The organism is Variovorax sp. JS1663, from assembly GCF_002157355.1.
Taxonomy (GTDB): domain Bacteria; phylum Pseudomonadota; class Gammaproteobacteria; order Burkholderiales; family Burkholderiaceae_C; genus Variovorax.
The window spans coordinates 1-21,389 of sequence record NZ_LYMK01000027.1; the positions used below are offsets into that span (position 1 = coordinate 1).

General features: G+C 64.4%; 23 protein-coding genes. 12 read left to right on the forward strand and 11 right to left on the reverse strand.

The features are described 5' to 3' along the window. The 4 genes from A8M77_RS21425 to A8M77_RS36470 form a co-directional block, all read right to left on the reverse strand. On the reverse strand, positions 1 to 430 hold a 430-nt coding region (locus A8M77_RS21425), incomplete at its 3' end, for a hypothetical protein (RefSeq protein WP_143694705.1). 1,132 nt (positions 431 to 1,562) lie between these two features. Next, entirely contained in the window at positions 1,563 to 2,708 is a 1,146-nt protein-coding gene (locus A8M77_RS21430; RefSeq protein ID WP_086923542.1) for a hypothetical protein, read from the reverse strand. Between the two features lie 9 nt (positions 2,709 to 2,717). Further along, complete coding sequence (locus A8M77_RS21435; RefSeq protein WP_086923543.1) at positions 2,718 to 3,569, reverse strand: serine/threonine-protein kinase; 852 nt, start codon at positions 3,567 to 3,569, stop codon at positions 2,718 to 2,720. Then, positions 3,502 to 4,314, reverse strand: coding sequence for a hypothetical protein (locus tag A8M77_RS36470; RefSeq protein WP_192871651.1), 813 nt, complete (start codon positions 4,312 to 4,314; stop codon positions 3,502 to 3,504). Before A8M77_RS36470 ends, A8M77_RS21435 begins: the two co-directional genes overlap by 68 nt. 104 nt (positions 4,315 to 4,418) lie before the next feature. Between A8M77_RS36470 and A8M77_RS35380 the strand changes: the two genes are divergently transcribed. The 8 genes from A8M77_RS35380 to A8M77_RS21475 all read left to right on the forward strand — a co-directional run bounded on the left by A8M77_RS35380 (position 4,419) and on the right by A8M77_RS21475 (position 13,044). After that, a complete protein-coding gene (locus A8M77_RS35380; protein ID WP_143694706.1) occupies positions 4,419 to 4,679 on the forward strand; it encodes a hypothetical protein in 261 nt (86 codons plus the stop codon). 417 nt (positions 4,680 to 5,096) lie between these two features. Further along, positions 5,097 to 5,561, forward strand: coding sequence for a MerR family DNA-binding protein (locus A8M77_RS21445; protein ID WP_086923627.1), 465 nt, complete (start codon positions 5,097 to 5,099; stop codon positions 5,559 to 5,561). Next, complete coding sequence (locus tag A8M77_RS21450; protein ID WP_086923544.1) at positions 5,558 to 6,028, forward strand: hypothetical protein; 471 nt, start codon at positions 5,558 to 5,560, stop codon at positions 6,026 to 6,028. The genes A8M77_RS21445 and A8M77_RS21450 overlap by 4 nt, the downstream gene beginning before the upstream one ends. 127 nt (positions 6,029 to 6,155) lie before the next feature. Beyond that, entirely contained in the window at positions 6,156 to 7,481 is a 1,326-nt protein-coding gene (locus A8M77_RS21455) for a TolC family protein (RefSeq protein WP_086923545.1), read from the forward strand. Between the two features lie 19 nt (positions 7,482 to 7,500). Continuing rightward, entirely contained in the window at positions 7,501 to 9,168 is a 1,668-nt protein-coding gene (locus tag A8M77_RS21460) for an efflux RND transporter periplasmic adaptor subunit (protein ID WP_086923546.1), read from the forward strand. Then, positions 9,165 to 12,335, forward strand: coding sequence for an efflux RND transporter permease subunit (locus A8M77_RS21465; protein ID WP_086923547.1), 3,171 nt, complete (start codon positions 9,165 to 9,167; stop codon positions 12,333 to 12,335). Before A8M77_RS21460 ends, A8M77_RS21465 begins: the two co-directional genes overlap by 4 nt. Beyond that, on the forward strand, positions 12,322 to 12,684 hold the full coding sequence (locus tag A8M77_RS21470) for a hypothetical protein (protein WP_086923548.1): 363 nt from the start codon (positions 12,322 to 12,324) through the stop codon (positions 12,682 to 12,684). The genes A8M77_RS21465 and A8M77_RS21470 overlap by 14 nt, the downstream gene beginning before the upstream one ends. A gap of 63 nt (positions 12,685 to 12,747) precedes the next feature. Then, complete coding sequence (locus tag A8M77_RS21475) at positions 12,748 to 13,044, forward strand: hypothetical protein (RefSeq protein WP_192871652.1); 297 nt, start codon at positions 12,748 to 12,750, stop codon at positions 13,042 to 13,044. Positions 13,045 to 13,140: 96 nt separating this feature from the next. Here A8M77_RS21475 and A8M77_RS36905 read toward each other — a convergent pair whose 3' ends face one another. Then, on the reverse strand, positions 13,141 to 13,425 hold the full coding sequence (locus A8M77_RS36905) for a hypothetical protein (protein ID WP_238136911.1): 285 nt from the start codon (positions 13,423 to 13,425) through the stop codon (positions 13,141 to 13,143). A gap of 20 nt (positions 13,426 to 13,445) precedes the next feature. Beyond that, the gene (locus tag A8M77_RS36910) at positions 13,446 to 13,760 is read right to left on the reverse strand and encodes a hypothetical protein (protein WP_238136917.1); all 315 of its coding nucleotides are present in this window, start codon (positions 13,758 to 13,760) and stop codon (positions 13,446 to 13,448) included. Between the two features lie 44 nt (positions 13,761 to 13,804). Between A8M77_RS36910 and A8M77_RS21485 the strand changes: the two genes are divergently transcribed. After that, entirely contained in the window at positions 13,805 to 14,002 is a 198-nt protein-coding gene (locus tag A8M77_RS21485; RefSeq protein WP_086923549.1) for a hypothetical protein, read from the forward strand. A gap of 335 nt (positions 14,003 to 14,337) precedes the next feature. Here the strand turns inward: A8M77_RS21485 and A8M77_RS21490 are convergent, their stop codons facing one another. The 4 genes from A8M77_RS21490 to A8M77_RS36615 form a co-directional block, all read right to left on the reverse strand. Beyond that, entirely contained in the window at positions 14,338 to 15,219 is an 882-nt protein-coding gene (locus A8M77_RS21490; protein WP_086923550.1) for a serine hydrolase, read from the reverse strand. Positions 15,220 to 15,450: 231 nt separating this feature from the next. Beyond that, the gene (locus A8M77_RS21495; protein ID WP_086923551.1) at positions 15,451 to 16,761 is read right to left on the reverse strand and encodes a YncE family protein; all 1,311 of its coding nucleotides are present in this window, start codon (positions 16,759 to 16,761) and stop codon (positions 15,451 to 15,453) included. A 52-nt stretch (positions 16,762 to 16,813) separates the two neighbouring features. Continuing rightward, entirely contained in the window at positions 16,814 to 17,620 is an 807-nt protein-coding gene (locus A8M77_RS21500) for a creatininase family protein (protein WP_086923552.1), read from the reverse strand. A gap of 115 nt (positions 17,621 to 17,735) precedes the next feature. Then, a complete protein-coding gene (locus tag A8M77_RS36615) occupies positions 17,736 to 17,933 on the reverse strand; it encodes a hypothetical protein (RefSeq protein ID WP_202820642.1) in 198 nt (65 codons plus the stop codon). A 730-nt stretch (positions 17,934 to 18,663) separates the two neighbouring features. On the opposite strand from A8M77_RS36615, the gene A8M77_RS21510 reads away from it, so the two are divergent. Then, positions 18,664 to 19,116: an SbtR family transcriptional regulator gene (locus A8M77_RS21510; RefSeq protein WP_202820643.1), complete on the forward strand. Its 453-nt coding sequence runs from the start codon at positions 18,664 to 18,666 to the stop codon at positions 19,114 to 19,116. 113 nt (positions 19,117 to 19,229) lie between these two features. Then, on the forward strand, positions 19,230 to 20,135 hold the full coding sequence (locus tag A8M77_RS21515) for a F510_1955 family glycosylhydrolase (protein ID WP_086923553.1): 906 nt from the start codon (positions 19,230 to 19,232) through the stop codon (positions 20,133 to 20,135). Between the two features lie 136 nt (positions 20,136 to 20,271). Here the strand turns inward: A8M77_RS21515 and A8M77_RS21520 are convergent, their stop codons facing one another. Continuing rightward, positions 20,272 to 20,574, reverse strand: coding sequence for a DUF5676 family membrane protein (locus A8M77_RS21520; protein WP_086923554.1), 303 nt, complete (start codon positions 20,572 to 20,574; stop codon positions 20,272 to 20,274). A gap of 458 nt (positions 20,575 to 21,032) precedes the next feature. On the opposite strand from A8M77_RS21520, the gene A8M77_RS21525 reads away from it, so the two are divergent. Further along, complete coding sequence (locus A8M77_RS21525) at positions 21,033 to 21,380, forward strand: hypothetical protein (protein WP_086923555.1); 348 nt, start codon at positions 21,033 to 21,035, stop codon at positions 21,378 to 21,380. Positions 21,381 to 21,389: the final 9 nt, after the last annotated feature.

The window sequence follows — 21,389 nt, forward strand, 5'->3', positions numbered from 1 at the left end:
CACGCAGGCCGGTGCCTCTATTCGATCCCCATCGCCAGCGTCTCGGGGCCGGGGGCTGCGGCCCCGAGACGCTGGCGATGGGGATCGAATAGAGGCACCGGCCTGCGTGCGACCAGAGGTCGAAGGTGTACTGCAGCCACTTCGTTCGGCGCTCGAGCACGACGCCCGGCAGCTGCTCGCGGCAGGCGGCGGCCAGCTCATCGAAGGTGACGGCCGAGGCCTTGCCGCTCACAAGGAAGTCCACCGACCGCTGGTTGATCTCGGCTTTGATCGAGAAGCTCCGAGCGACCTGCTGCGCATCGTTCTGAGGCGCCGGCTGGCGCGGATCCAGCTCCTGCGCTGCCCAAAGAGTCGTGGGCCTCGGGGGCGCACCGCGGCTGGCGCGGCTGCTGCGGCTTCGTCGGGTCTCCGGGTCCTCGGCGGACTCCATGACGTCTGCGATACGGTGCGTCTTGGAGACGGGCGCGTGGAGGATGGAGGGCGCTGGCTTGCGCGCGGCGGACGCTCGGCCCGGGCGAGCAACCGGCCCTTGCGCACCGCCACGACCACCGTGGCCAGGATGCTCACGGGCAGGAGGAGGACGGCGCACAGGACGAGCGCGGCGCAGCCGAACAGGCACATGCAGAACAGGCCCGCCGCGTCGCCTGGGTGGTCAATCGCCTGGCCGAGCAGCTCGAGCCAGCCGCACTCGGCGGCGCGTGCGCGCAGCGCGGCGGTGACCGCATGGGAGGCACCTAGGGAAAGCAGTCCGGCAAGCATCTTTTCTCGGTCTTGTGTGTGAATTCCTGGATATGAACTCGTCGCGTCCGTAGCGTTCGCAAGAATAGTAGCGTACAAATAAAAGAGGTCGCAAGAATTGCATGACATCGAGGTTACTCACCCAACGAGCGGCGGCCGGAGAGCCCAGCGCCGCGCCGGCCACTGCCCCAGCCGCTAGGAGAGCGCGCCCCCCCCCCCGCGCGCCGGCCCACCAAAGAAAAAAGTTCGTCGAAGACAATAAAGATTGTCGGAAAAGCGGTATCTGCCTGGCAGAGAGGCCCACGTTCGGCGGTGCTTCGGCCCTGTATTGCCGCCGAGCCCCGGCTGTCGAACCAGGCGTATCCGCTCGCGCAATGGGCTGCCGGGGGGAGCTTCAGACTGAGCTCGGATGTCCAGCGCCACCAGCGCATTCGACGTAGCTGCTCCGCGCGGGCCTATCGCGTCGATCATCAGCAGCCACGGCGCGGTGTCGAGCTTGAGCTTCTCTTCGAGACGCCCGTTCCGCATGCGCCTTGGGCGGCTTCTCGATTAGACTGGCCGCAGGCGAAAGAGCACGCGGTAGCCGGCCTCGATCGCCTTCCCAGCGCGACCGAAAGCGAGAACCGCTAACCAGTCGGGCCATCGCAGCAAAACAGCCATCTTCTCCATGGACGAAGAGTAGGCACGTCATTCGTCACGCCGCCGTGCACCAAGACGCGAGATTTGGGATTGCGCACCTGCAGTGTCGAGTTCCGAATCGCTCCGGGGTTCGACGCTAATTCATAGAAGGTGCGGGTCGGCAGAGTGGCGCCAAGCATCACACCCTACCTTGAGGTGCCCTCCCGCACCGCGTTAAGCCAGGTCCTGACGTGGCGGCCATCGCTACGGTCCGCAAACAAGATGCGTTTCGTGTGAATTTCGCCCCATCTCGCGTCCCACATCTCCAGCGCTTTCTCGGCTTCGCCGGATCTCGTGAACACGCCCTCAACTTCGGCGAACCATCGCAAGTACTGAAGCCACGAGAGCTTCTGCCATGCCTCACCTTCCCCCGCTCGGAGGATGTCTAGGATCTGAACTCCATACGGATCGGACCCGAAATTCCGATCGGCAAACCATCGCTCGCGGTCAAGCCGGAGTACCTCCTGGTCTCGTATCACCGTGGCGAGATCCGCCTCGTTCCAGTACGGCACCAGGCGGCCAGCACCGTCTTCATCCCTCCATCGACTAGGAACGAAGCGCCGGAGGTTGAAGTATTTGCCCGACGAGGCGTCAGCAACACCCGCGGCTTTCCACATGACTAGGTCATGCGCGCAGAACGCGACATGGACTCGTAGCTGGGAACTCAGCAGCTTGACGAGATGGACTGCCGTGGCGAGCGCGGCTCCGTCATCCAGCGGCTGGCGAGGCTCGATCTCGCCAGCCAAAAACGTCAGGTAGACGCGTTCGCAGTCGGTGCTTGATAGGATGCTGCCGATCTGCTGAGCTCTTGCAGGGGTTGCGAGATCCCGGAGGCTGATCATTGCGGTAACGAGAGTATCGATGCCGTTTTCACCCGCATATGCTGCGGTCGCGTCAGCCACGTCAACGATGAGGCGATAGTAGTCATCGCTGAAGTCGCGCGGAAACAGAGCGGGCGAGCAGACGGCATCAATTCCAAGTGAGCGGGCATCGTTCACGACTTCTCTGCCACGCGTCGCCCACCAACCCAGGTCGCTGTGGTTGGCCGTCTCAAAATCCGCCGAGTAGTAGGTCCACTCGGCCAGCTTGCCTTTGTCAACCGTTGGGTTGTACAGCTGCGGGTCTAGGATTACTTCGAGGCTCTCTCGCCGGTCTCTAAGCCTCGCGAGACCACTCCGAACAGCGTTGGGGCCGTCGTTTACAGGACTGATGACTAAGCCTCGATAGTCCCCAATGTCGGCCTCCTCAAGCAATCCCCACGATCCGTGCCCTTGCTGCAGATAAGCTGCCATGTTGCGCTTTCAGAGGTTCTTCAATGCTTCGATGAACTGTCCTGGCCGCCTGAATCGGGCGATGGGCCAGGGCTTTAGCGCCTGCACCAAACACCCGAACCCTGCACGAGTGAGCTCATCAGAACTCGAGGGCGGCATTTCCTGTTTTCCGGCCACTGCATGGATCGCCTCGTGGATCGACTGGCCCGGGCCGGCAAAGGGATGGCGGCCGATAACACATTCACTCAAGACGATGGCTAGACCGAACTGGTCGGTTCTCCAGTCAATCAGAGCCTTTTCATTGGTGAGCTGTTCCGGTGCGGCGTACGCGGGTGTTCCGGGCCCTTGCGCCAGGAATGCTTTCGTGAGTGATGGCTCATCGAGCATGCGCACTATTCCGAAGTCCGTCAGTACGGGAACTCCGTCAGCGCGAAACATGATGTTGGCTGGCTTGATGTCCCGATGGACCAACCGACGAGGATGAAGATGCTCCAACACCTCCGCCAAGCAGAGTCCGATTGCCCGAACCTCGGCCGCGGGGATCGGTCCAGCTTGAAGCCGAGCCTCGAGCGTGCCGCCGCCAAGAAATTCCTCTACTACGACCCATAGCGTCGATAGGCCATGCTGGTAGGGGAAGGCGGCGACCAGCTTTGAGATGCTGGGGTGAGAACTTCCTCGAAGGGCCTCGGTTTCTCGGATCAGTCGATCGGGAGAACCAGCAACAACTGCGAGCTTGAGCGCGAATGCGACCCCATCCACCGCGACGACGAGGTACGCGCTCTTGAACGCGCCCTTGGCAATCAGCCCATTGAAACTAAGCTGCTGCTGCTTGCAGATCTCCTCGGCGGCGGCCTGAAGATCTAGGGGCGGGGCGGCACTCATAGAGCAATGCATCGAAGTGCTCGTGTGCTCGAGCACGGACCCATTTCAACAGCGGCTCCTGCTCGCATGCTTCGATGAGTATCTGGATTGCCTTTCCGTCGAACGCGCATAGTCCCACCCCTCTCAATTCGAATTCTTCACGATCTTGCATCGCGCGCTCTGCCACAGTGGGAGGCAACAGCACGTATGTTCGATTTGCGTAAGCGGTGCTGCGGTAAGCCTGCATAAACGCTCGCCGCCAGTTTTTAAGCTTGGCCTCGAACGCGACGAGCGCGCCCGCGCAGTCTCGGGCAAGGACGTCGACCAGCCCTGAGCGATGGTCCCACTCTGTAACGACTTCGACAGAGCCGTAGCAACTGCGTCCCGCCTGCAGTTTGCCCACAAAGCTTGCGACCAAGTCTGCCTCCGTGGCAAACGTCGTCTTCTGGGCGATGGCTCGTTTCGTCGTCATGGTGCTAGACAGCGCAGATGGTACCTGCATCTGCGGCCGGCCTGAGGGCGATTCTGTGATGGACGCCTCACAAGGCGCTGGGCGCCTCCTCGTAGTTTCCCCAGCTTGAGTGGATCTCAAAGATTCATGGCTCGGCCGAGCGAACATAAAGTTTGACCGCGCGCCGATCTTGGCTTGCGCCGCAAGCGTGTTCGGCCGCGCGGGCTGGCGGGTTGCGACGGCGCGAAACGCGCCTTTGCTCTTGAGCTTGTCGAGAAACTCCCGTTCGCGCCGCTGATAGTCTCGATCTCGCATGGATGAGACTTTTCCTGCAACGCGAACCAGCTCTTTTGATGTCCCCACCAAGTGGCGCCTGGCTCTGTTTCTCCGGCTCACCACAGCCTCAAACGCCTTGGCAAATGCAGCGTCTCATCAGCCTTGGCAGTGCTCTGTTGTTGCGCACTGCCTGTAGCACTCATGTGAGCTGCGCGATTTCGATCGAGCTTCATACGTTGTTCCTCGGCTCGCTGCAGCCAGGTGGCGCGCTGCTCTTCAATCAGGTCGCTGTCCGTCCCGTTGGAAGCCAAAGTTCGAGCGATTCCGATCCGTCGCTCATCCGCAACAGCGAGAATCCAGCAGGCGCGGCGACCTTGCGATTGACGGTCAACAGCATCTCATGATCGCCGTTCATCGTTCCTCCCATTCGATCGAATGTCGCCATAGACCCTCGAGACCTTCCTCGCCATCGCCGGCATCGCGAGATTGGGAAGTTCCTCATGCTTGAGGACCACCTCGCCGCGCGTTGTGTCGATTCGTTGTACGACTGCCTTTGACTTGGGCCCCTTGGGCGATGGCGCGGAGCGCTGCGCGACCTGGGTGGCGCCGAACGACACAACGAGCAGGAGGAGGGCAAGGCGTTCGTGAACTTCATGAGGTACTCCATCACTTTCGGCCGACCTGATCTGCACCTGCTGCGTTGACCATGCAAGCACCGGCGCGAGCGTTCGCGCGGATGCCGAAACCCCCACACCGGCGCTGTCGCAACTTGCGTGGCCCCATTTTCCGGCTAAACTCCGTATCGAACAACCGAGTTGGACATGCCCTCCCACGCCTTCACCATCTCCAAGCTTGCCGACGCGGCAGGCATTGGCGTGGAAGCGGTGCGTTATTACCAGCGTCGCGGCCTCTTGGCGCAGCCTGGCCGCGCGGAAGGCTCCTTCCGCGAATACTCCGCCACGGATGTCCAGCGCTTGCAATTCATCAAGCGCGCGCAGGAACTCGGCTTCACGCTCGAGGATGTGGCCGAGCTGGTCTCGCTGAGCGCGGAGCCTGACAAGCAACGCGTTCGCGCAGTGACGCAGCGCCGCGTTAGCGAGATTCGCGAGCGGGTCAGGAACCTGCAGGCGATGGCGAGTGCCCTGGAAGGTCTGGCCAGCTGCTGCGAGAAGGCCGCGCCAACCGATGCTTGTCCCATCATCGCAGCGCTGGCCGGTGCACTGCCGTCCGAGTTGCGAACCAAGTCGGTGGCGCAGGCACAGGTCGTCGAGGCGGAGACGGTATGACCATGACCCGCGCCTTCAAGCGACTGGTCAGCGCCGGGCTGGTCGGGCTGATTCTGTTCGCGCAGCTGGCCATTGCCGCTTATGCTTGCCCCGCGCTGCAGTCGTCAGGCGCTCGGATGCAGGGCCTGGAAGCTGCGGGTGGCGGCGATCAGGTGGTTCGCGACGATGGCATGGCGACCACGGGCAACGATGCTGGTCTTGCCGCCATGCCCGGCTGCGATCAGATGGCCGGCGCGCCGGACGAGGCCGCTCCCAATCTGTGTGCAGAGCACTGCCATTTCGGCCAGCAGGGCAACCAGTCCCATGTGCCGGCGCTCCCCGTGATGACGCTGGTCAGCCTCTACACCGTCGCTGCGACGGTGCCCGACGAGGCGAGTCTGCCGGTGACGGTGCGCACCGCGTCGCTGTCCACACCCGCTGTGGTCCCCATACCGCACGCCATCCTGCACTGTTGCATCCGAGATTGATCGTCCAGACGACGGCGCGCTGATGACCGCACAGGTCATGCGCGCCGAGGCTGCGCCTGTTCGCGTGCGAGTTTCGGCTCGCCTCGCCAACGGGACCAACCCCGCCCGTTCGTTGTCTGGAGATCTCATGTTCATCACCCTGTCCCGTCGCGCGGCCTGGCCGCCGCGGCGGCCGCGTTTACAGCGGACCATCCTTGCCCTGGCGCTCGCCGCGGCGTTCCTTGCTGCCGATCTGCACGCCCAGGAGTCATTGACCCTGGAGCGCGCGCTGTCCCTCGCCCAGGACCGATCACGCCAGTTGAGCGCTCAGGACAGCGCCGCCAGCGCTGCCCGCGAGATGGCGGTCGCCGCCGGCCAGCTGCCTGATCCGACGCTCAAGGCCGGTATCAACAACCTGCCGGTCAATGGCGAGGACCGCTTCAGTTTGACACGCGACTTCATGACCATGCGCTCGATCGGCGTGATGCAGGAGTTCACGCGCGCCGACAAGCGCGAGGCGCGCTCAGCGCGCTACGAGCGCGAAGCCGATTCGGCCCTCGCCGCACGGGAACTCGCGCTGGCCAATTTGCAGCGCGATACCGCCAGTGCCTGGCTGGAGCGCTACTACCGGGAACGCGTTCGCGAGCTGCTGATGAACCAGCGCGACGAAGCCCGATTGCAGATCGATGCGGCGGACGCCGCCTACCGGGGCGGGCGCGGCGCCCAGGCCGACGCATTCGCAGCGCGTTCGGCTGTGGCCCAGATCGAAGACAGGTTGGCAGAGGCAGACCGTCAGACTGCCACGGCCACCACGCAACTGGCTCGCTGGATCGGACAGGGAGCGGATCGGCCGCTGGGCAGTCTTCCCAACACGGATACCGTGAGATTGAACCAAGCCGATCTCGACGCCGAACTGGCCCACCACCCGCAGCTCACCGTGATGGCGCGGCAGGAGGATGTGGCGCGAGCCGAAGCCGACATCGCGCAGGCCAACAAGAAGGCCGACTGGAGCGTGGAGCTGATGTACAGCCAGCGCGGCTCGAGCTATTCCAACATGGTCTCGGTGAATCTGTCCGTCCCGCTGCAGTGGGATCAGAGGAATCGCCAGGACCGCGAGCTAGCCGCCAAGCTGGCCGTGGTCGAGCAGCGGCGTGCCGAGCGCGAGGAAGCCACGCGAGAGCACGTGGCCGAGGCGCGCGCCATGCTGCAGGAATGGCGCAGCAACCGGGAGCGCCTGACGCGCTACGACGACGCGCTCATCCCCCTGGCGACCGAGCGCACACGCGCGGCCCTCGCTGCCTACCGCGGCAGCACCGCGCCGCTCGCCGGGGTGCTCGACGCCCGCCGGGCCGAGATCGACATCCGTATCGAGCGCCTGCGCCTGGCGCTGGACACCGCACGCCTGTGGGCGCAGCTGAACTACCTCGTGCCGGTGGGCCACGCCGCCACCACCGTCCCTGCCATCCGGCCTTGAAGCGCCCTCGGAGAGCTCCATGCAAACAAAAAACCTCGTGATCGCCTTCATCGCTGCCTGTGTCCTGGGGGCCGGCGGTTACGGCATCTATGTCCTGGGCATGCAGCGCGGCATGACCATGGCTCCGGCGTCGGGCGGCTCTGCCGGGCCCGGCACGGAGAGCACCCCCGGCGCGTCCTCGGCTGTCACGGCATCTGCGAACGAGTCGGGCGAGGACGCCACGCGACGCCACATCGCGGCCGGCCTCAAGGCCGGCGACGTCGACCCGGCGAACGGCAAGAAGATCCTCTACTACCACGACCCCATGGTGCCGGGCAACAAGTTCGACAAGCCGGCCAAGTCGCCCTTCATGGACATGATGATGTCGCCGGTCTATGCCGGCGGTGACGGCGACCAGAACAATGTGACCGTGAGCCCGCGCGTCCAGCAGAACCTCGGCGTGCGAACCGCGGCTGTCACGGAGGGCACGCTGTCGCCGCAGGTTGCAGCCGTCGGCAGCATCGCCTTCAACGAGCGCGACCAAGTCATGGTTCAGGCGCGGGCGACCGGGTACGTCGAGCGCCTGCACGTGCGTGCCACGCTCGACCGCGTCGCCAAGGGCCAGGCTCTCGCCGAACTCTACGTTCCCGACTGGATTGCAGCCCAGGAGGAGTTCCTGTCGGTGCAGCGCATGCGAGGCACCGACCTGGCTCCATTGGTCGATGGTGCCCGCCAGCGTATGCGGCAGGTGGGCATGAGCGAAGGGCAGATCGAACTCGTGGCCCGCAGCGGCCGCACGCAGCCCCGCAGCACGCTGGTCGCACCGATCGGCGGGGTCATCACCGAATTGACGACGAGAGAGGGGATGACGGTGATGCCGGGCGCCACGCTTTTCCGCATCAACGGTCTTTCCACCGTCTGGGCCAATGCCGAGGTGCCGGAGAGCCAGGCGGCTCTGCTGCGACCAGGCGCCAAGGTGCAGGCCAGGAGCCCGGCTGTTCCCGGCGAAACCTTCGACGGCAAGGTGCAGGCCATCCTGCCCGACGTCAGCCCGACGACGCGCACCTTGAAGGCGCGGCTGGAGCTGTCGAATCCGGGCGCTCGGTTGGTCCCGGGCATGTTCGTGTCGATGCAATTCATGGACATGCGCGCCGACAAGGTGCTGCTGATTCCGACTGAGGCGGTTATCCAGACCGGCAAGCGCACCGTGGTCATGCTGGCCGAGGAGAACGGCCGCTTCAGCCCGGTGGATGTCGAGATCGGCATCGAGAGTGCAGGCCAGACCGAGGTCAAGCGTGGGCTGCAGGCCGGCCAGCGCGTCGTGGTGTCTTCCCAGTTCCTGATCGACTCGGAGGCGAGCCTCAAGGGCGTCGAAGCGAGGCTGAACAGTGCACCGGCTGCGCCCGGTGCGGCGGCTGGCGCTGCGGCGGCCAGCGCTCCAAGGCATGTGGGCGAGGCCAAGGTGGAAAGCCTGAGCAAGGATGCGATGACCTTGTCGCATGGCCCGATCCCGACGATGAAGTGGGGCCCGATGACGATGGACTTCAAGCTGCCCACAGGCGGTGCACCGCGCAATGTCCAGACCGGCGACCGGGTGACCTTCGAGTTCTACATGGACAAGGACGACCTGCCTCAGCTCACCCGGGTGACGCCGATGGCGCCCGAGCCCAAGGCGGGAGCGCCCGCTGCAACGGGAGGCAAGCGATGATCGCCGGGCTCATTCGCTGGTCGATTGCCAACCGTTTCCTGGTGCTGCTGGCCACGCTGATGATCAGCGCCTGGGGCGTGTATTCGGTGTCGAAGGCGCCACTCGACGCGCTACCGGATCTGTCGGACGTGCAGGTCATCATCCGCACGACCTATCCCGGGCAGGCGCCGCGCATCGTCGAAAACCAGATCACCTATCCGCTGACGACGACGATGCTGTCGGTGCCGGGCGCAAAGACGGTGCGCGGCTATTCGTTTTTCGGCGACTCGTTCGTGTACGTGCTGTTCGAGGACGGCACCGACCTGTACTGGGCGCGCTCGCGCGTGCTCGAATACCTGAACCAGGTGCAGTCGCGCCTGCCGGCCGGCGCCAAAGCCGCGCTTGGGCCCGACGCCACTGGCGTGGGCTGGATCTATCAGTACGCGCTGGTCGATCGCAGCGGTACGCAGGACGCCTCGCAGTTGCGCGCCCTGCAGGACTGGTTCCTGAAGTACGAGTTGAAGACCGTGCCCAACGTCGCCGAGGTGGCCTCGGTGGGCGGCATGGTGCGGCAATACCAGGTCGTTCTCGATCCTGACAAGCTTGCGGCCTACAGGATTCCGCACACCAAGGTGGTCGAAGCGATCCAGAAGGCCAACCAGGAGACGGGCGGGTCGGTGCTCGAACTCGGCGAGGCCGAGTACATGGTCCGCGCCTCGGGCTACCTCCAGAGCCTGGACGATTTCCGCAAGGTGCCGCTCATGACGACCGATGCCGGCGTGTCGGTGCGCCTGGGAGATGTGGCCCGCATCCAGGTCGGCCCCGAGATGCGCCGCGGCATCGGCGAGCTCGACGGCGAAGGCGAAGCCGCCGGCGGCGTGATCGTCATGCGCTCGGGCAAGAACGCGCTGGAGACCATCGCAGCCGTCAAGGAAAAGCTCAAGACCTTGCAGGCCAGCCTGCCCCAGGGCGTGGAGATCGTGCCAACCTATGACCGATCCGGCCTGATCGAGCGCGCGGTGCAGAACCTGAGCCACAAGCTGCTGGAGGAATTCCTCGTGGTCGCAGTCGTGTGCTTCATTTTCCTGTTCCATCTGCGATCGGCCTTCGTTGCCATCGTGTCGCTCCCGATCGGCATCCTGGCCGCCTTCATCGTGATGCACTACCAGGGCGTCAACGCCAACATCATGTCGCTCGGCGGCATCGCGATCGCCATCGGTGCGATGGTCGATGCAGCGGTCGTGATGATCGAGAACGCCCACAAGCACATCGAGCAGTGGAACCACGAACACCCGAACCAGACACTTCGGGGGGAGCCGCACTGGCGGGTGATCGCCGATTCGGCGGCGGAGGTGGGACCGGCGCTGTTCTTCTCGCTGCTCATCATCACGCTGTCCTTCATCCCGGTGTTCACGCTGGAGGCACAGGAAGGACGGTTGTTCTCGCCGCTGGCCTTCACCAAGACCTACGCAATGGCGGCGGCGGCCGGCCTCTCGGTGACCTTGATCCCGGTGCTGATGGGCTACCTGATCCGGGGCAGGATTCCCGACGAGAAGACCAATCCCCTGAATCGCCTACTCATCGCGGCCTATCGGCCGTTGCTGAACGCGGTGCTGCGCTGGCCGAAGCTGACGCTGTTGGGCGCCGCAATCGTTCTGGTGCTGAGCCTCTGGCCACTGCAGCATATCGGCGGCGAGTTCATGCCGCGGTTGGACGAGGGCGACCTGCTCTACATGCCGTCGGCTCTTCCGGGCCTGTCGGCCGGGAAGGCGGGTCAGCTCTTGCAGCAGACCGATCGCCTGATCAAGACCGTGCCCGAGGTGGCCAGCGTGTACGGAAAGGCGGGGCGTGCGGAGACGGCCACAGATCCGGCACCGATGGAGATGTTCGAGACCACGATCCAGTTCAAGCCCCAAAACGAATGGCGTGCCGGCATGACGCAGGACAAGCTGGTCGAGGAACTCGACCGCATCGTCAATGTGCCCGGCCTGACCAACATCTGGGTACCGCCGATCCGCAACCGCATCGACATGCTGGCAACCGGCATCAAGAGCCCGGTGGGAGTCAAGGTGGCGGGCACCGATCTGGTCACGATCGACCGCCTGACGGGTGAGATCGAACGCGCGCTCAAGAACGTGCCGGGCGTGTCGAGCGCGCTGGCCGAGCGGCTCACCGGCGGCCGCTACGTGGACGTGAACATCAAACGCGACGAGGCCGCGCGCTTTGGCATGAACATCGCGGACGTGCAGTCAGTGATTGCCTCGGCGGTGGGTGGCGAGAACATCGGCGAGACGGTCGAAGGCCTGCAACGCTTCCCGATCAACATGCGCTACCCGCGTGAGATCCGCGATTCTCTGGAGAAGCTGCGGACGCTGCCGATCGTCACCGAACGCGGCGCGCGGCTGGTGCTTTCCGACGTGGCGGATATCCGCATCACCGACGGCCCGCCGATGCTGCGCAGCGAGAACGCGCGGCTGTCGGGCTGGGTGTATGTGGATATTCGTGGGCGCGACCTTCGCTCGGCGGTCCAGGACATGCAGCGAGTGGTCGCGAAAGAGGTGAAGCTGCCGCCGGGCTACTCGATCTCCTGGTCGGGGCAGTTCGAGTTTCTCGAGCGCGCGACCGCCAAGCTGAAGGTGGTCGTGCCGTTCACACTGCTCATCATCTTCGTGCTGCTATACCTGACCTTCAAGCGCTTCGATGAAGCGCTGCTGATCATGGCCGCGCTGCCCTTCGCGCTGGTCGGTGGCATCTGGCTGCTCTACCTACTCAGCTACAACCTGTCGGTCGCAGGGGCGGTTGGATTCATCGCGCTCGCAGGGGTGTCCGCCGAGTTCGGCGTGATCATGCTGCTGTATCTCAAGCACGCATGGCAGGACCGGATCGACGACGGGCGCACGGAGAACGTCGACCTGCTGGACGCGATCCGCGAAGGCGCGGTGCTGCGCGTGCGGCCCAAGGCGATGACGGTCGCCGTCATCCTGGCCGGCCTGTTCCCGATCATGTGGGGCAGCGGCACCGGCTCCGAGGTGATGCAGCGCATCGCGGCGCCGATGGTGGGCGGGATGATCACCGCGCCGCTACTGTCGATGTTCGTGATTCCGGCGGCGTACTTGCTGATGCGCCGGCCGCGTGAGCGGCGCGCATCCGGGCTTGCGTTCTGGAGAAGGCGTCATGGCACGACCTGAATGCCTCCAACGATGGCGTGCACTCTTTGGTGTCGCGCTGTTCCTGTGTTTGGCCTTGCTTGGTGTGGGCGCGCGGGCGTCGATCCCCGGAATGCAGCACGCCGGGCCAGTAGCGATCTCGGTCATGGTCTCGGAGTCGATGCAGACCGTCGCGGACTGCATGCCCTGCGCGCGCTGCTACGTCGCTCCAGCGCCGGTGACGCAAGGGTTCAGTGGCGAGGGCAAGACGCCCGATGAACCGTTCTGGCGGGTTCGTTCCCCCTCCGTACCCGATACGGAGTATTTCGAGACAGGAGGCCGGCACGTCGGGTTGCCGGTGAGCATCCTGTACTGCCGGTGGCTGAATTGATCGGTGGCCCGCGGGTTTCAAGGCTCGCAGTTGCCATGTACCGATCAACTTCAGGAGCTCATCATGAAAAGGCTATTCATCACCATCATCGGCGCCCTTGCGCTGGGTGCCACCGCGCAAGCCATGGCCGGCCCGGACTTCAAGGTCATCGAGCAGGCGCGCAAGGACAAGCAGATTGCTCAAGCCGATACCCGTGCTACCCGGGCCCGCGATGAGGCGAGGTCGCCGAGGTGCCCTCCCGAGCCGCTCGTGCTGCCGCTGGACCACGGCCCGCGCGCGCAGACCACGCCTGCCGAGAACCAGCGGCGCAAGAACCGCTATGAGGCGCAGGTGAAGGCGTGCAAGGAAGCTACGAAGTGAAAACAGTGCGCCGACAGCTGACCTCGTTGTTGGCGCTCGCCGCGGTCGCACGTTCGTCGTGGGCCGCGGCATCCAGATCGAGCAGATGGGAGCCGATCAGCCCGTCTCCTTCGCCGCGGCGGGTGTCCGCAGTCCGACCAGCACCCGCGTCGCGAGCGCCTGCGGTTCGCCATCCAGGCTGGGTTCGGCCTCGAGGTCGAGGCGCTCGAGGTCGTAGCTGCGTGGCACGTCGAGCGGGGTGGAGAGTTGGGTGCGCAGCGCGCTCACCGCCTTACGCTGCACAAGGTTCGGCCGGGGCGGCGGCAGGCCATCCTGCAAGTGCAACGGCTGCTGCAGCGCCGCGTCGCGCAGCAACGGCAAGATGATGCCCGCATCGGCCAACAGCCGCAGGTAGCTGTCGGTCAGCCGAGCCAGGCTGGGACCGTCGCCGAGCAGTTGCGCCCGGGGCGGCGCTGCGCGATCATCAACAGCAGCGCCTGCTCGAAGGCTTCGGCCTGGTGCCTCAGTGCTTCGCCGGTCGGCGCCGCGTGCTCGCCGTTGTTGGCGAGCAGCCGGCAGGCGAGATCGACGAATTGCGCTCGAAATGCGCCAACACGCGGGAGCTGTACCGCAAGGTCTGCGCGCCGCGGTTCTTCCGGCGCGGCATCACGCCCACCGCCAACAAACTCATAGTCCGGGTCAAGCTTCTTGGCAAGAGCATTTCTGGGGAGGCGCACCGATATTCGGCGCGCCACACTCCGGCTCGTCGACGGAGGTTGCCATGATCACCAAGATTCAGCTCAATGACGAGCAGTGGAAGACACTCCAGGCCCTCCTTGAGGCCCATACCAAGCGGCGTCCGACTGATTCGATCAAGGTCTCGGATCGCCTAAGGTCGAACGGATTTGTCGCTGCGGACCGACAAGGTCGCAAGTTCCTGACCGAACAAGGGCTTGCCAGATTGAACCAAGGTCGCTAGGTCCCCAGCCCGCGCCAGGAAAGCTCTCTGTGAACCGATCACGACCGGATGACGCGCGTTCGCTTGCCGTCCGGCATCCTCAAGGGAAACGGATCGTAGCGATTCCGCCAGAACGCTCGTCGGAACTCCGACGAGTTCACCGCGGGCAACCCCATCGACAACGACATGGAGCTTCCCCCTGTTGATGGCCCGGCCAGCGTTTCAGCCCGATGTTGCCGGCGCAGCCTCAGGGGTCCACTCCGATCCTCGGAATCCGTCTCAGCGATGCCTATTGGCACTGCCTGGCCGGATTCGACGATGTGCGCAGTGGCTTCCAGCGCGCTTGGTGCGGCAGGTCATGGCGGGGACGCAGGCACGACGACGTGCGTGCGCTGGGCCGCCAGCCGCAGGCGTGCTCCTGCCGAACGCACCACCGGAGCGGGCGTTGCTCCGACGAGCCGACGGTGGATGGTGATTGCATCGCGGGTGCGCTGCGATGGCCTCGCAGCACCCAGCAAGACGACGATCACCGTCCGTCCACCCGCTTCGGCACGCATGGCCAGACAGCGACCTGCATCGTTGGTAAAGCCCGTCTTCGACAAAAGCACATGCCACCCCGGTGCGCCGACGAGCCGGTTGGTGTTGCGCACGGTCCGGTGCCGCCCGTTGACCAGCACGGTGTGGCTGCGCTGGCTCGTGATCTGCGAGATTGCGGGATAGCGCGTCGCCGCGCGCAGCACCTTGACCATGTCCTGGGCGCTTGACACGTTGTTCGGCGACAGCCCCGTCGGCTCCTCGATCAACGTGCTGTACAGGCCGAGTGAGTGAATCTTCCGCTGCATGGCCGCGGCGAACGCCGCCAACCCTCCGGGATAGTGGCGAACCAGTGCCGAAGTCGCGCGGTTGTCAGAGGCGAGGAGCGACAGGTCGAGCAAGGCGCCACGCGGCACCACCGAACCGACCGGGATACCCCCGCGGCTGCGCCTGAAGCGGTCCGTGTCCGCCGCCTCAATCCGCAGACTCTCGTCCGGGTCCTGCTGCGCATCGAGCAGCACCATTGCCGTCATCAGTTTTGTCAACGACGCGATCGGCGCGGCGCTCGCGCCGTCCTTGCTCAGCAGCGCCTCGCCGCTGGCGTCGTCTACGACCATGACATGCGCCGAGGCGAAATCGATGCGTGCCTGCCCAGTGGAGCAGACCAACAGCAGGCTGAAGGCGACGGTGAAACGCCGGAGCATGATCGGTTACTCCCTCGGCCGGAATCGAAGGCCGACGCCCTACTAATGTGAAGGCGGCAACTTGGACTACAAGGGCAGCGTGGATGCGATCGAGAGAGTCGGACAGATCTCGGTCCCCTGGATAGGTCGGTTGGTTGCTCGCCTCCAGGGCATCCTCCAGCAGCCGCAGGTTCTCTTGGCGCCGCCGTGGCGCAGTGGTAGAAATTCCCCTGGTGAAAAGGCGCTCGCTGGTTAGCGCAAATTCCCTGTATGCCCCAGCGAGTATCGGCCAGGCTGCGGCCACACCGTCAGCCCGTGCGGTTCACGACCGACCTTGATCTTGTCGACGCTGCCCGTTGTGGTGTCAAAGCGATACACCACATCGTCGTACCGGCCGGACAGCCACAGGTGTTTTCCGTCGGCGCTGACGTTGCCCATGTCAGGGCTGCCACCCCCCGGGATGAACCAGGTCCGGGTGACGGTACGTGTGGCGAAATCAATGACCGAGACGCTGCCTTTGCCGCCCGGCGGGCCGTGAATCCTGTTGATGCCACGGTTGGCCACGTACAGGCTTTTGCCGTCGCGACTGGGGTACAGGCCATGCGCGCCGATACCGGTGGCTATGAAGCCGATCTGTTTGAACGATTCGCCATCGACCACATGGACGCCGTCGGCCATCATGTCGGCCACGAAAAATACCTTGCCGTCTGGCGATACCCGTATGTCTTGCGGCATGCCCTTGGTGGTGCGGATTTCGCCACCAACCTGGCTCGGGTCGGGTAACTTGGCGGGTTTCTTGCCGGGTGTCGCGATCAGTGCGAGGACATCCGGCCGATCGAAGTATTTGCTCAACTTGAGGGTGTTCACTACGCTGCGATTCACCAGGTCGATCTTGGTGACCGCCCCGTCAAACTCGCAGGTGAACAGCGCAAACCTGCCGTCGATCGAGAAATCGGCGTGATTGATGCCGTCGCACTTCGGCGTGGCAATCGAATACTGCAGCTTCATGCTGCGCGGGTCACGAAAATCCAGACGCTTGTACGCCTCGGCCACCACGATGGCCGATTGACCGTCTGGAGACCAGTACATGTTGTAGGGGTCTTCTACCGGGATCGGTTGACCCGGTTTGCCGGTGTTGGGATCGATCGGCGTCAGACTGCCGTCGCGGCGACCTTCGGCGTTGTTGGCTACCCATAGCGTGCGCAAATCCCACGCGGGCACCACGTGCTGCGGGTTGACGCCCACCTTGAACGTATCGATCACCTTCAGCGTGGCCGGGTCGATCACCGACACGGTATTGGACGTGCGATTGGGTACGTACACCCGCTCCAGGGCCCCGGCTACCGCCGGGCTCATGCGGTTGACGCCTGTCTCGCTGTAAAGATTGTTCCGATCGGGCACGGCCGGCATGCCAGGCACCGTCGCCACGGGGCTGCTCTGCGTGGAAGCGCCGGGTAGCGGCTGCGCGTATGCGGGGGGCGCGACGGCCTGGTTTGCGACCCACCAAGCGGCGGCCGACACGGCGACCACCACTGACACGACGACAACGGGATTCTTGCGCATGCTCGAGCCTTCCATCTCTCGGTCAACACATCATGCAATGAAAGGGGCGCGCTCAACGCGAAGCACCCCGCGCGGTGCGAATGGCGGCCACCGTATTCGCCACAATCAAATCGACACCCAACTGACCCAGCGCCGCGCTGGAGGTGCGCGGATCGCCAGCGACGCCATTGGCCGCACCTTCGCGCGGGTCACGTGTCATTTGATCTGGCCTGACCATCGTGGCGTCAATGGCCAGCATTAGCGAGGTATCGGCCGTGCCCGCATGCACGCCAATCTGCGCATCGCTCAATCCCTTGGCTCTGAGTGCCTGCACGTAGTCGGTTTGCGTGATCCGGTAGTAGTCCGCGATGAAGTGGGCTCGGGCAGGCGTTGCCGCCCAATCGTGATTCAGGCGCGTCGCCACCGCCTTGAGCTGGGCCTGATAGCCGCCGTGATCACCGATCAGCACCACGTCAACAAAACCATTCTGCTTGAAGCTGCGCGCGGCGGCATCCAGGACGCTCTTGAAGGCGTCTTCCGGCACCGAAATTGTGCCGGCAAAGCGCATGTGTCCAGCGGGCGGGGATATGCTGCCTTCGGGCACATAGGCCACCACCGGCGCGACCAAAGTATGGCCCAGCGATGTGGCGATCCTGCCTGTCAACACCTTGACCCGCACATTGTGCTTGCCCAGTGCCATGTGCGGGCCGCTCTGCTCGGTGCCGCCGACCGGAATGATGATCGTGGTCGTGCCGGCGCGGATTGCATCGCGGATCTCGGTCGAGGTCAGCTCCTCAAGATAAACACTACTGGAGGCGGACCACGCAGCGGGGCTGAAAACGGCCAACCAAAGGGTGAGCAAGGCAAGCAAGGTACGCATTGATAGTTCGTGTCTTGTGATTGGTGAAGGGTTCCCACTAGGCGGCGCAGGAGTCGCTGCACCTATGGCTGCGACGGCGCCCGCTGCTCGTGCTGCTTACGCGCCCCGTACCGGGTCATACCCGTGGCTTGTACACCGCGGCCACGAGCAACACCAGCAGGGCGGCACCGGCGTCGGCCACGAGTTGGATCCGCAGACCACCGAGATCGGCGCTGGACAATTGCGTCTCTGCCACTACGCCTGCTGGGCGGCAAATTGGCTGCATGTGCAACAGCAAGACGATGGTGGAGGGGATGGTTATCAGGAATTCCACCAGGACCGATGGTGCCGGAACAAGCCCAACGAGGTGCCCAGCGACTGAACAAGCCCGGTCAGCGCCGAAGCGAAGCTCAACGGGAGGATGACGAACCAGGCGGCATTTCCATCTCGAGATAGGCGGCACGCACCAGCTGAGCATCCTGGCTGGTCAGACCGGCGACGGCGAGAGCGAGGAAGCTAGCGACCGCGCCGAGCCAGCCGACCGACGGCGAGACATGTGCGGTAGGCGCGAACTTGCGGATGCGGGGGGCATGGTCATGGTTGTTGCACGCAGTGTTCTGTGACGCTGGAGGGCGGTATGTGGTCACCAGCGACAGTGGCCGCCAAGGCCACGGCCGGTGAGGTGCAGGATGGCGAACAGCAAGACCAGGACGATGGCGATGATCCCAAACACCTTCACCCAGCGTGGTGTGCTGGCGGTTGATCCGCGGCCGGAACCCACGCCGGTGTCGCCGTTGGAATCGGGATGGGGGCGGGTCAGCCATGTGCGTGCCCTCTGTCGCGGGTGCTGGCCAAGGTGTTCGACCACAACAGTTTACGTGTCTCTGTGCACGTCGTCACGTACATTGGGATGATGCCGAAGCTGTGGAGCGAGACGATTGAGGCGCAGCGTCGCGAGCTGCGCGACGCGATCGTGGACACCACTGCGGCGCTGGTGGCTGAGCACGGGCTGCGGTCGGTGACGATCTCGCAGATCGCAGGCGAGACCGGATGGACGCGCAACGTTGTACAAGTACTTCTCAACCGTCGAAGCGATCCTGATGGCCTGGCACGAACGTCAGGTCACCCGCCACCTCGAGCATTTCGCCGAAGTCCGGGCCCAGCCTGGCGGTGCCTACGCGCTCATTTCCTACCAGCATCACGGCACCGAGCTCGCGGCGCTCCTGCATCGAGGTGAGCACGTCGCCCGAGCGCATCACCAACTCAGCGGCTCGATCCGAAACCTGCTGACCGAGGCCGCAGAGACCGGCGATGTTCGGGACGATGTCGCGCCTGGCGAGCTAGAAGCTACTGTTCTCCACGCCCTCGCAGCTGTCAGTGCCCTGCCGTCCAAGGCCGCGGTCCGCCGGCTCGTCGCGGTCACTCTGGCTGGGTTGCACCCCCGCGCCCCATGTCCCCAGCCACAGGTGCCGCCGCGGCCGAGCGTCATCCCGGCCCAAGGTTGTGAACCGATGTGATCGGCTCGGCGAAGCTGGTTTGCGTGGTGTGGAACTGTTCTACCTGCCGATGCACCAACCATCATGACGGTTGTCGCGCTGCCGATGAGGGAATGACAACGAAGGAGATTCATATGCTCCGCAACAAACACACCCTCCACGCCTGGATGCTCGCATTCGCACTTGGCATCCTCGCGGCGCCACCGGTTCGCGCCGGCTCACCGGTGACCTTGACTCACGTCCACGGGCTGTCCTATAGCGCTGACGGGCATCTCCTGATCCCCAGCCACCATGGCCTTGCCGTGTATGCGGACGGGCGTTGGTCCAAGGCGGAGGGGCCTTCGCACGACTACATGGGCTTTTCCGCCACGCGCGATGCGCTGTACAGCAGCGGGCACCCGGCGCCGGGATCCGAACTGCCCGACCCCCTTGGCCTGATCAAGAGCAGCGACGGCGGCAAGACCTGGCAGCAACTCGGGCTTTCGGGCGAGTCTGACTTCCACACTCTGGCAACCAGTTTCGCGACCAACGCGGTGTACGTGGCCAACAAAGAGGTGAACACCCGCATGAGCCAGGTCGGCATCTACTACACGCTAACCGACGGCCTCAGGTGGCAGCGCGCCGCGGCCAAGGGACTGGGGCGCTGGCTCCACAGCCTGGCCGTGCATCCCACCGACGCCGCCGTCGTCGCCGCCGGCACGGATGAGGGACTCTATCTGTCCCGAAATTCGGCCGAGACTTTCGAGCGGCTGGTCGGCGGCATGGTGATTGCGGAAAGCTTCGCCCCACAGGGGCAGCATCTGTGGTTCAGCACCCATTCCGACAAGGCGAGGTTGGCCCGGATCGCATTGACGGCCGGGGCCAAGGCCGAAGAGGTGCCGATCTCAGCGCTGACGGACGATGCCGTGGCATACATCGCGCATAACCCTGTCCGGCGCGGAGAGATCGCCTTTGCGACCTTCAAGCGAAGCGTATTCCTCAGCAAGGACCAGGGTCGGACCTGGACGGAGATCGCGAAGGACGGGATGATCCATGAGTGACCCACATGTGGAGTAGCCTGTTGATGCGTCTGCGGCAGCAGGCGGAAGCATCCTGGAATTGCCGCTCAAAGTAGGCCCAAAGGCCCGACTATGCGGCGGGGCCCGACCTAGGCGCCCGAGTCTAGTGGACGGCTGCTCACGCCCCCAAGCGTTTACGCAGCCATCCGAAGAAACTGCCGGCCAGAAACGCCCAGAGTGCCATTACGACCAAAGCCTCGATGAAGCTGCCCCACGCAAACGGCGCGGACCTCAGCAGCAGTGTGAAGTCCATCCCGTGGAAGAGGCTGTTCATGAAGCCAAGAAACGGACCGGGAGCGACAAGCCACACCAACGTACACAGCACGTAGAACACCGCCACGGTGACAGCGAACGCGATGCCGGTGCGAAGCGGACCAGGCGAAGGAGTGTCGTGCTGCAGAGGAAGTGCATGGGAACCCATTTCAATCTCCTTTCGTCGTCTGTGGCGAACGACAAATTTATGAGCAGGGCTGTGCGGTCGCCTTGATGTGGATCAAACCTGGTGGCTGCTGATCCTGCAATCCTTGCGGCATCAAGGAGATAGACATGCGTTCCCTTCTCGCGTTCGCTGCTGCAGCCGTCCTATCTACGGTTGCCGTGGCGCAATCCGCTAAGTCGGACCCCGGACCACGCAGTCCACCATCCGCCGGGCGCCGGGGGCGCCGCGGCTGCGGCTCCGTCCGTCGCCGAGGAGCAGGACTCCGAGAGCGCGTTTGGGCAGTCTTGGCGGGACTATGCCGCCTTGACGCCGCGCTTTATTCCGAACTTCTCCAAGGCCAACGGCGGCGCTGCGCGCTCGGGCAGCATCCAGTAAAGTAACTGCCATATGAGGCTCCACGTCCGAACCACAACCATGCAAATTTCACGAGCAGCAGTGGGATGAGCCAAGATGACCAGGCGAAGGGTACCGTCAAGGGTGCCGAACTGGTTTCCGGTTTGGGCGCCATCATTCTTGGCGCCGGTCTGGCCCTCGTGCTGCCTGAGTGGCTCCGGTCATACGCCACGTCCCTGTTGGTAGGAGGCCTTGTCGTTCATGCGCTGGGCATGACGCTGAAATACAGGCTGGAGTTCCGCCGTGGACCGCCGCTTTGGTGGGAACGCGCCCTCTTCTGGCTCTGCTGGGCGTGCCTCCTCGGGCTGGGCATCTGGATTGCGGCGGCCGCGCTTTTCGATGCGTCAGTAAGGGCACTTCATGCGCCCTTGACCTTCCCACGCTGGCAAGGTTGAAACTGGCAA

Bases quoted from the DNA above. Each gene is read 5' to 3' on its own strand.
- A8M77_RS21430 (WP_086923542.1), bottom strand. From the start codon at position 2,708: ATGGCAGCTTATCTGCAGCAAGGGCACGGATCGTGGGGATTGCTTGAG.
- A8M77_RS21435 (WP_086923543.1), bottom strand. From the start codon at position 3,569: ATGAGTGCCGCCCCGCCCCTAGATCTTCAGGCCGCCGCCGAGGAGATC.
- A8M77_RS36470 (WP_192871651.1), bottom strand. From the start codon at position 4,314: ATGCGAGATCGAGACTATCAGCGGCGCGAACGGGAGTTTCTCGACAAG.
- A8M77_RS35380 (WP_143694706.1), top strand. From the start codon at position 4,419: ATGCAGCGTCTCATCAGCCTTGGCAGTGCTCTGTTGTTGCGCACTGCC.
- A8M77_RS21445 (WP_086923627.1), top strand. From the start codon at position 5,097: ATGCCCTCCCACGCCTTCACCATCTCCAAGCTTGCCGACGCGGCAGGC.
- A8M77_RS21450 (WP_086923544.1), top strand. From the start codon at position 5,558: ATGACCATGACCCGCGCCTTCAAGCGACTGGTCAGCGCCGGGCTGGTC.
- A8M77_RS21455 (WP_086923545.1), top strand. From the start codon at position 6,156: ATGTTCATCACCCTGTCCCGTCGCGCGGCCTGGCCGCCGCGGCGGCCG.
- A8M77_RS21460 (WP_086923546.1), top strand. From the start codon at position 7,501: ATGCAAACAAAAAACCTCGTGATCGCCTTCATCGCTGCCTGTGTCCTG.
- A8M77_RS21465 (WP_086923547.1), top strand. From the start codon at position 9,165: ATGATCGCCGGGCTCATTCGCTGGTCGATTGCCAACCGTTTCCTGGTG.
- A8M77_RS21470 (WP_086923548.1), top strand. From the start codon at position 12,322: ATGGCACGACCTGAATGCCTCCAACGATGGCGTGCACTCTTTGGTGTC.
- A8M77_RS21475 (WP_192871652.1), top strand. From the start codon at position 12,748: ATGAAAAGGCTATTCATCACCATCATCGGCGCCCTTGCGCTGGGTGCC.
- A8M77_RS21485 (WP_086923549.1), top strand. From the start codon at position 13,805: ATGATCACCAAGATTCAGCTCAATGACGAGCAGTGGAAGACACTCCAG.
- A8M77_RS21490 (WP_086923550.1), bottom strand. From the start codon at position 15,219: ATGCTCCGGCGTTTCACCGTCGCCTTCAGCCTGCTGTTGGTCTGCTCC.
- A8M77_RS21495 (WP_086923551.1), bottom strand. From the start codon at position 16,761: ATGCGCAAGAATCCCGTTGTCGTCGTGTCAGTGGTGGTCGCCGTGTCG.
- A8M77_RS21500 (WP_086923552.1), bottom strand. From the start codon at position 17,620: ATGCGTACCTTGCTTGCCTTGCTCACCCTTTGGTTGGCCGTTTTCAGC.
- A8M77_RS21515 (WP_086923553.1), top strand. From the start codon at position 19,230: ATGCTCCGCAACAAACACACCCTCCACGCCTGGATGCTCGCATTCGCA.
- A8M77_RS21520 (WP_086923554.1), bottom strand. From the start codon at position 20,574: ATGGGTTCCCATGCACTTCCTCTGCAGCACGACACTCCTTCGCCTGGT.
- A8M77_RS21525 (WP_086923555.1), top strand. From the start codon at position 21,033: ATGAGCCAAGATGACCAGGCGAAGGGTACCGTCAAGGGTGCCGAACTG.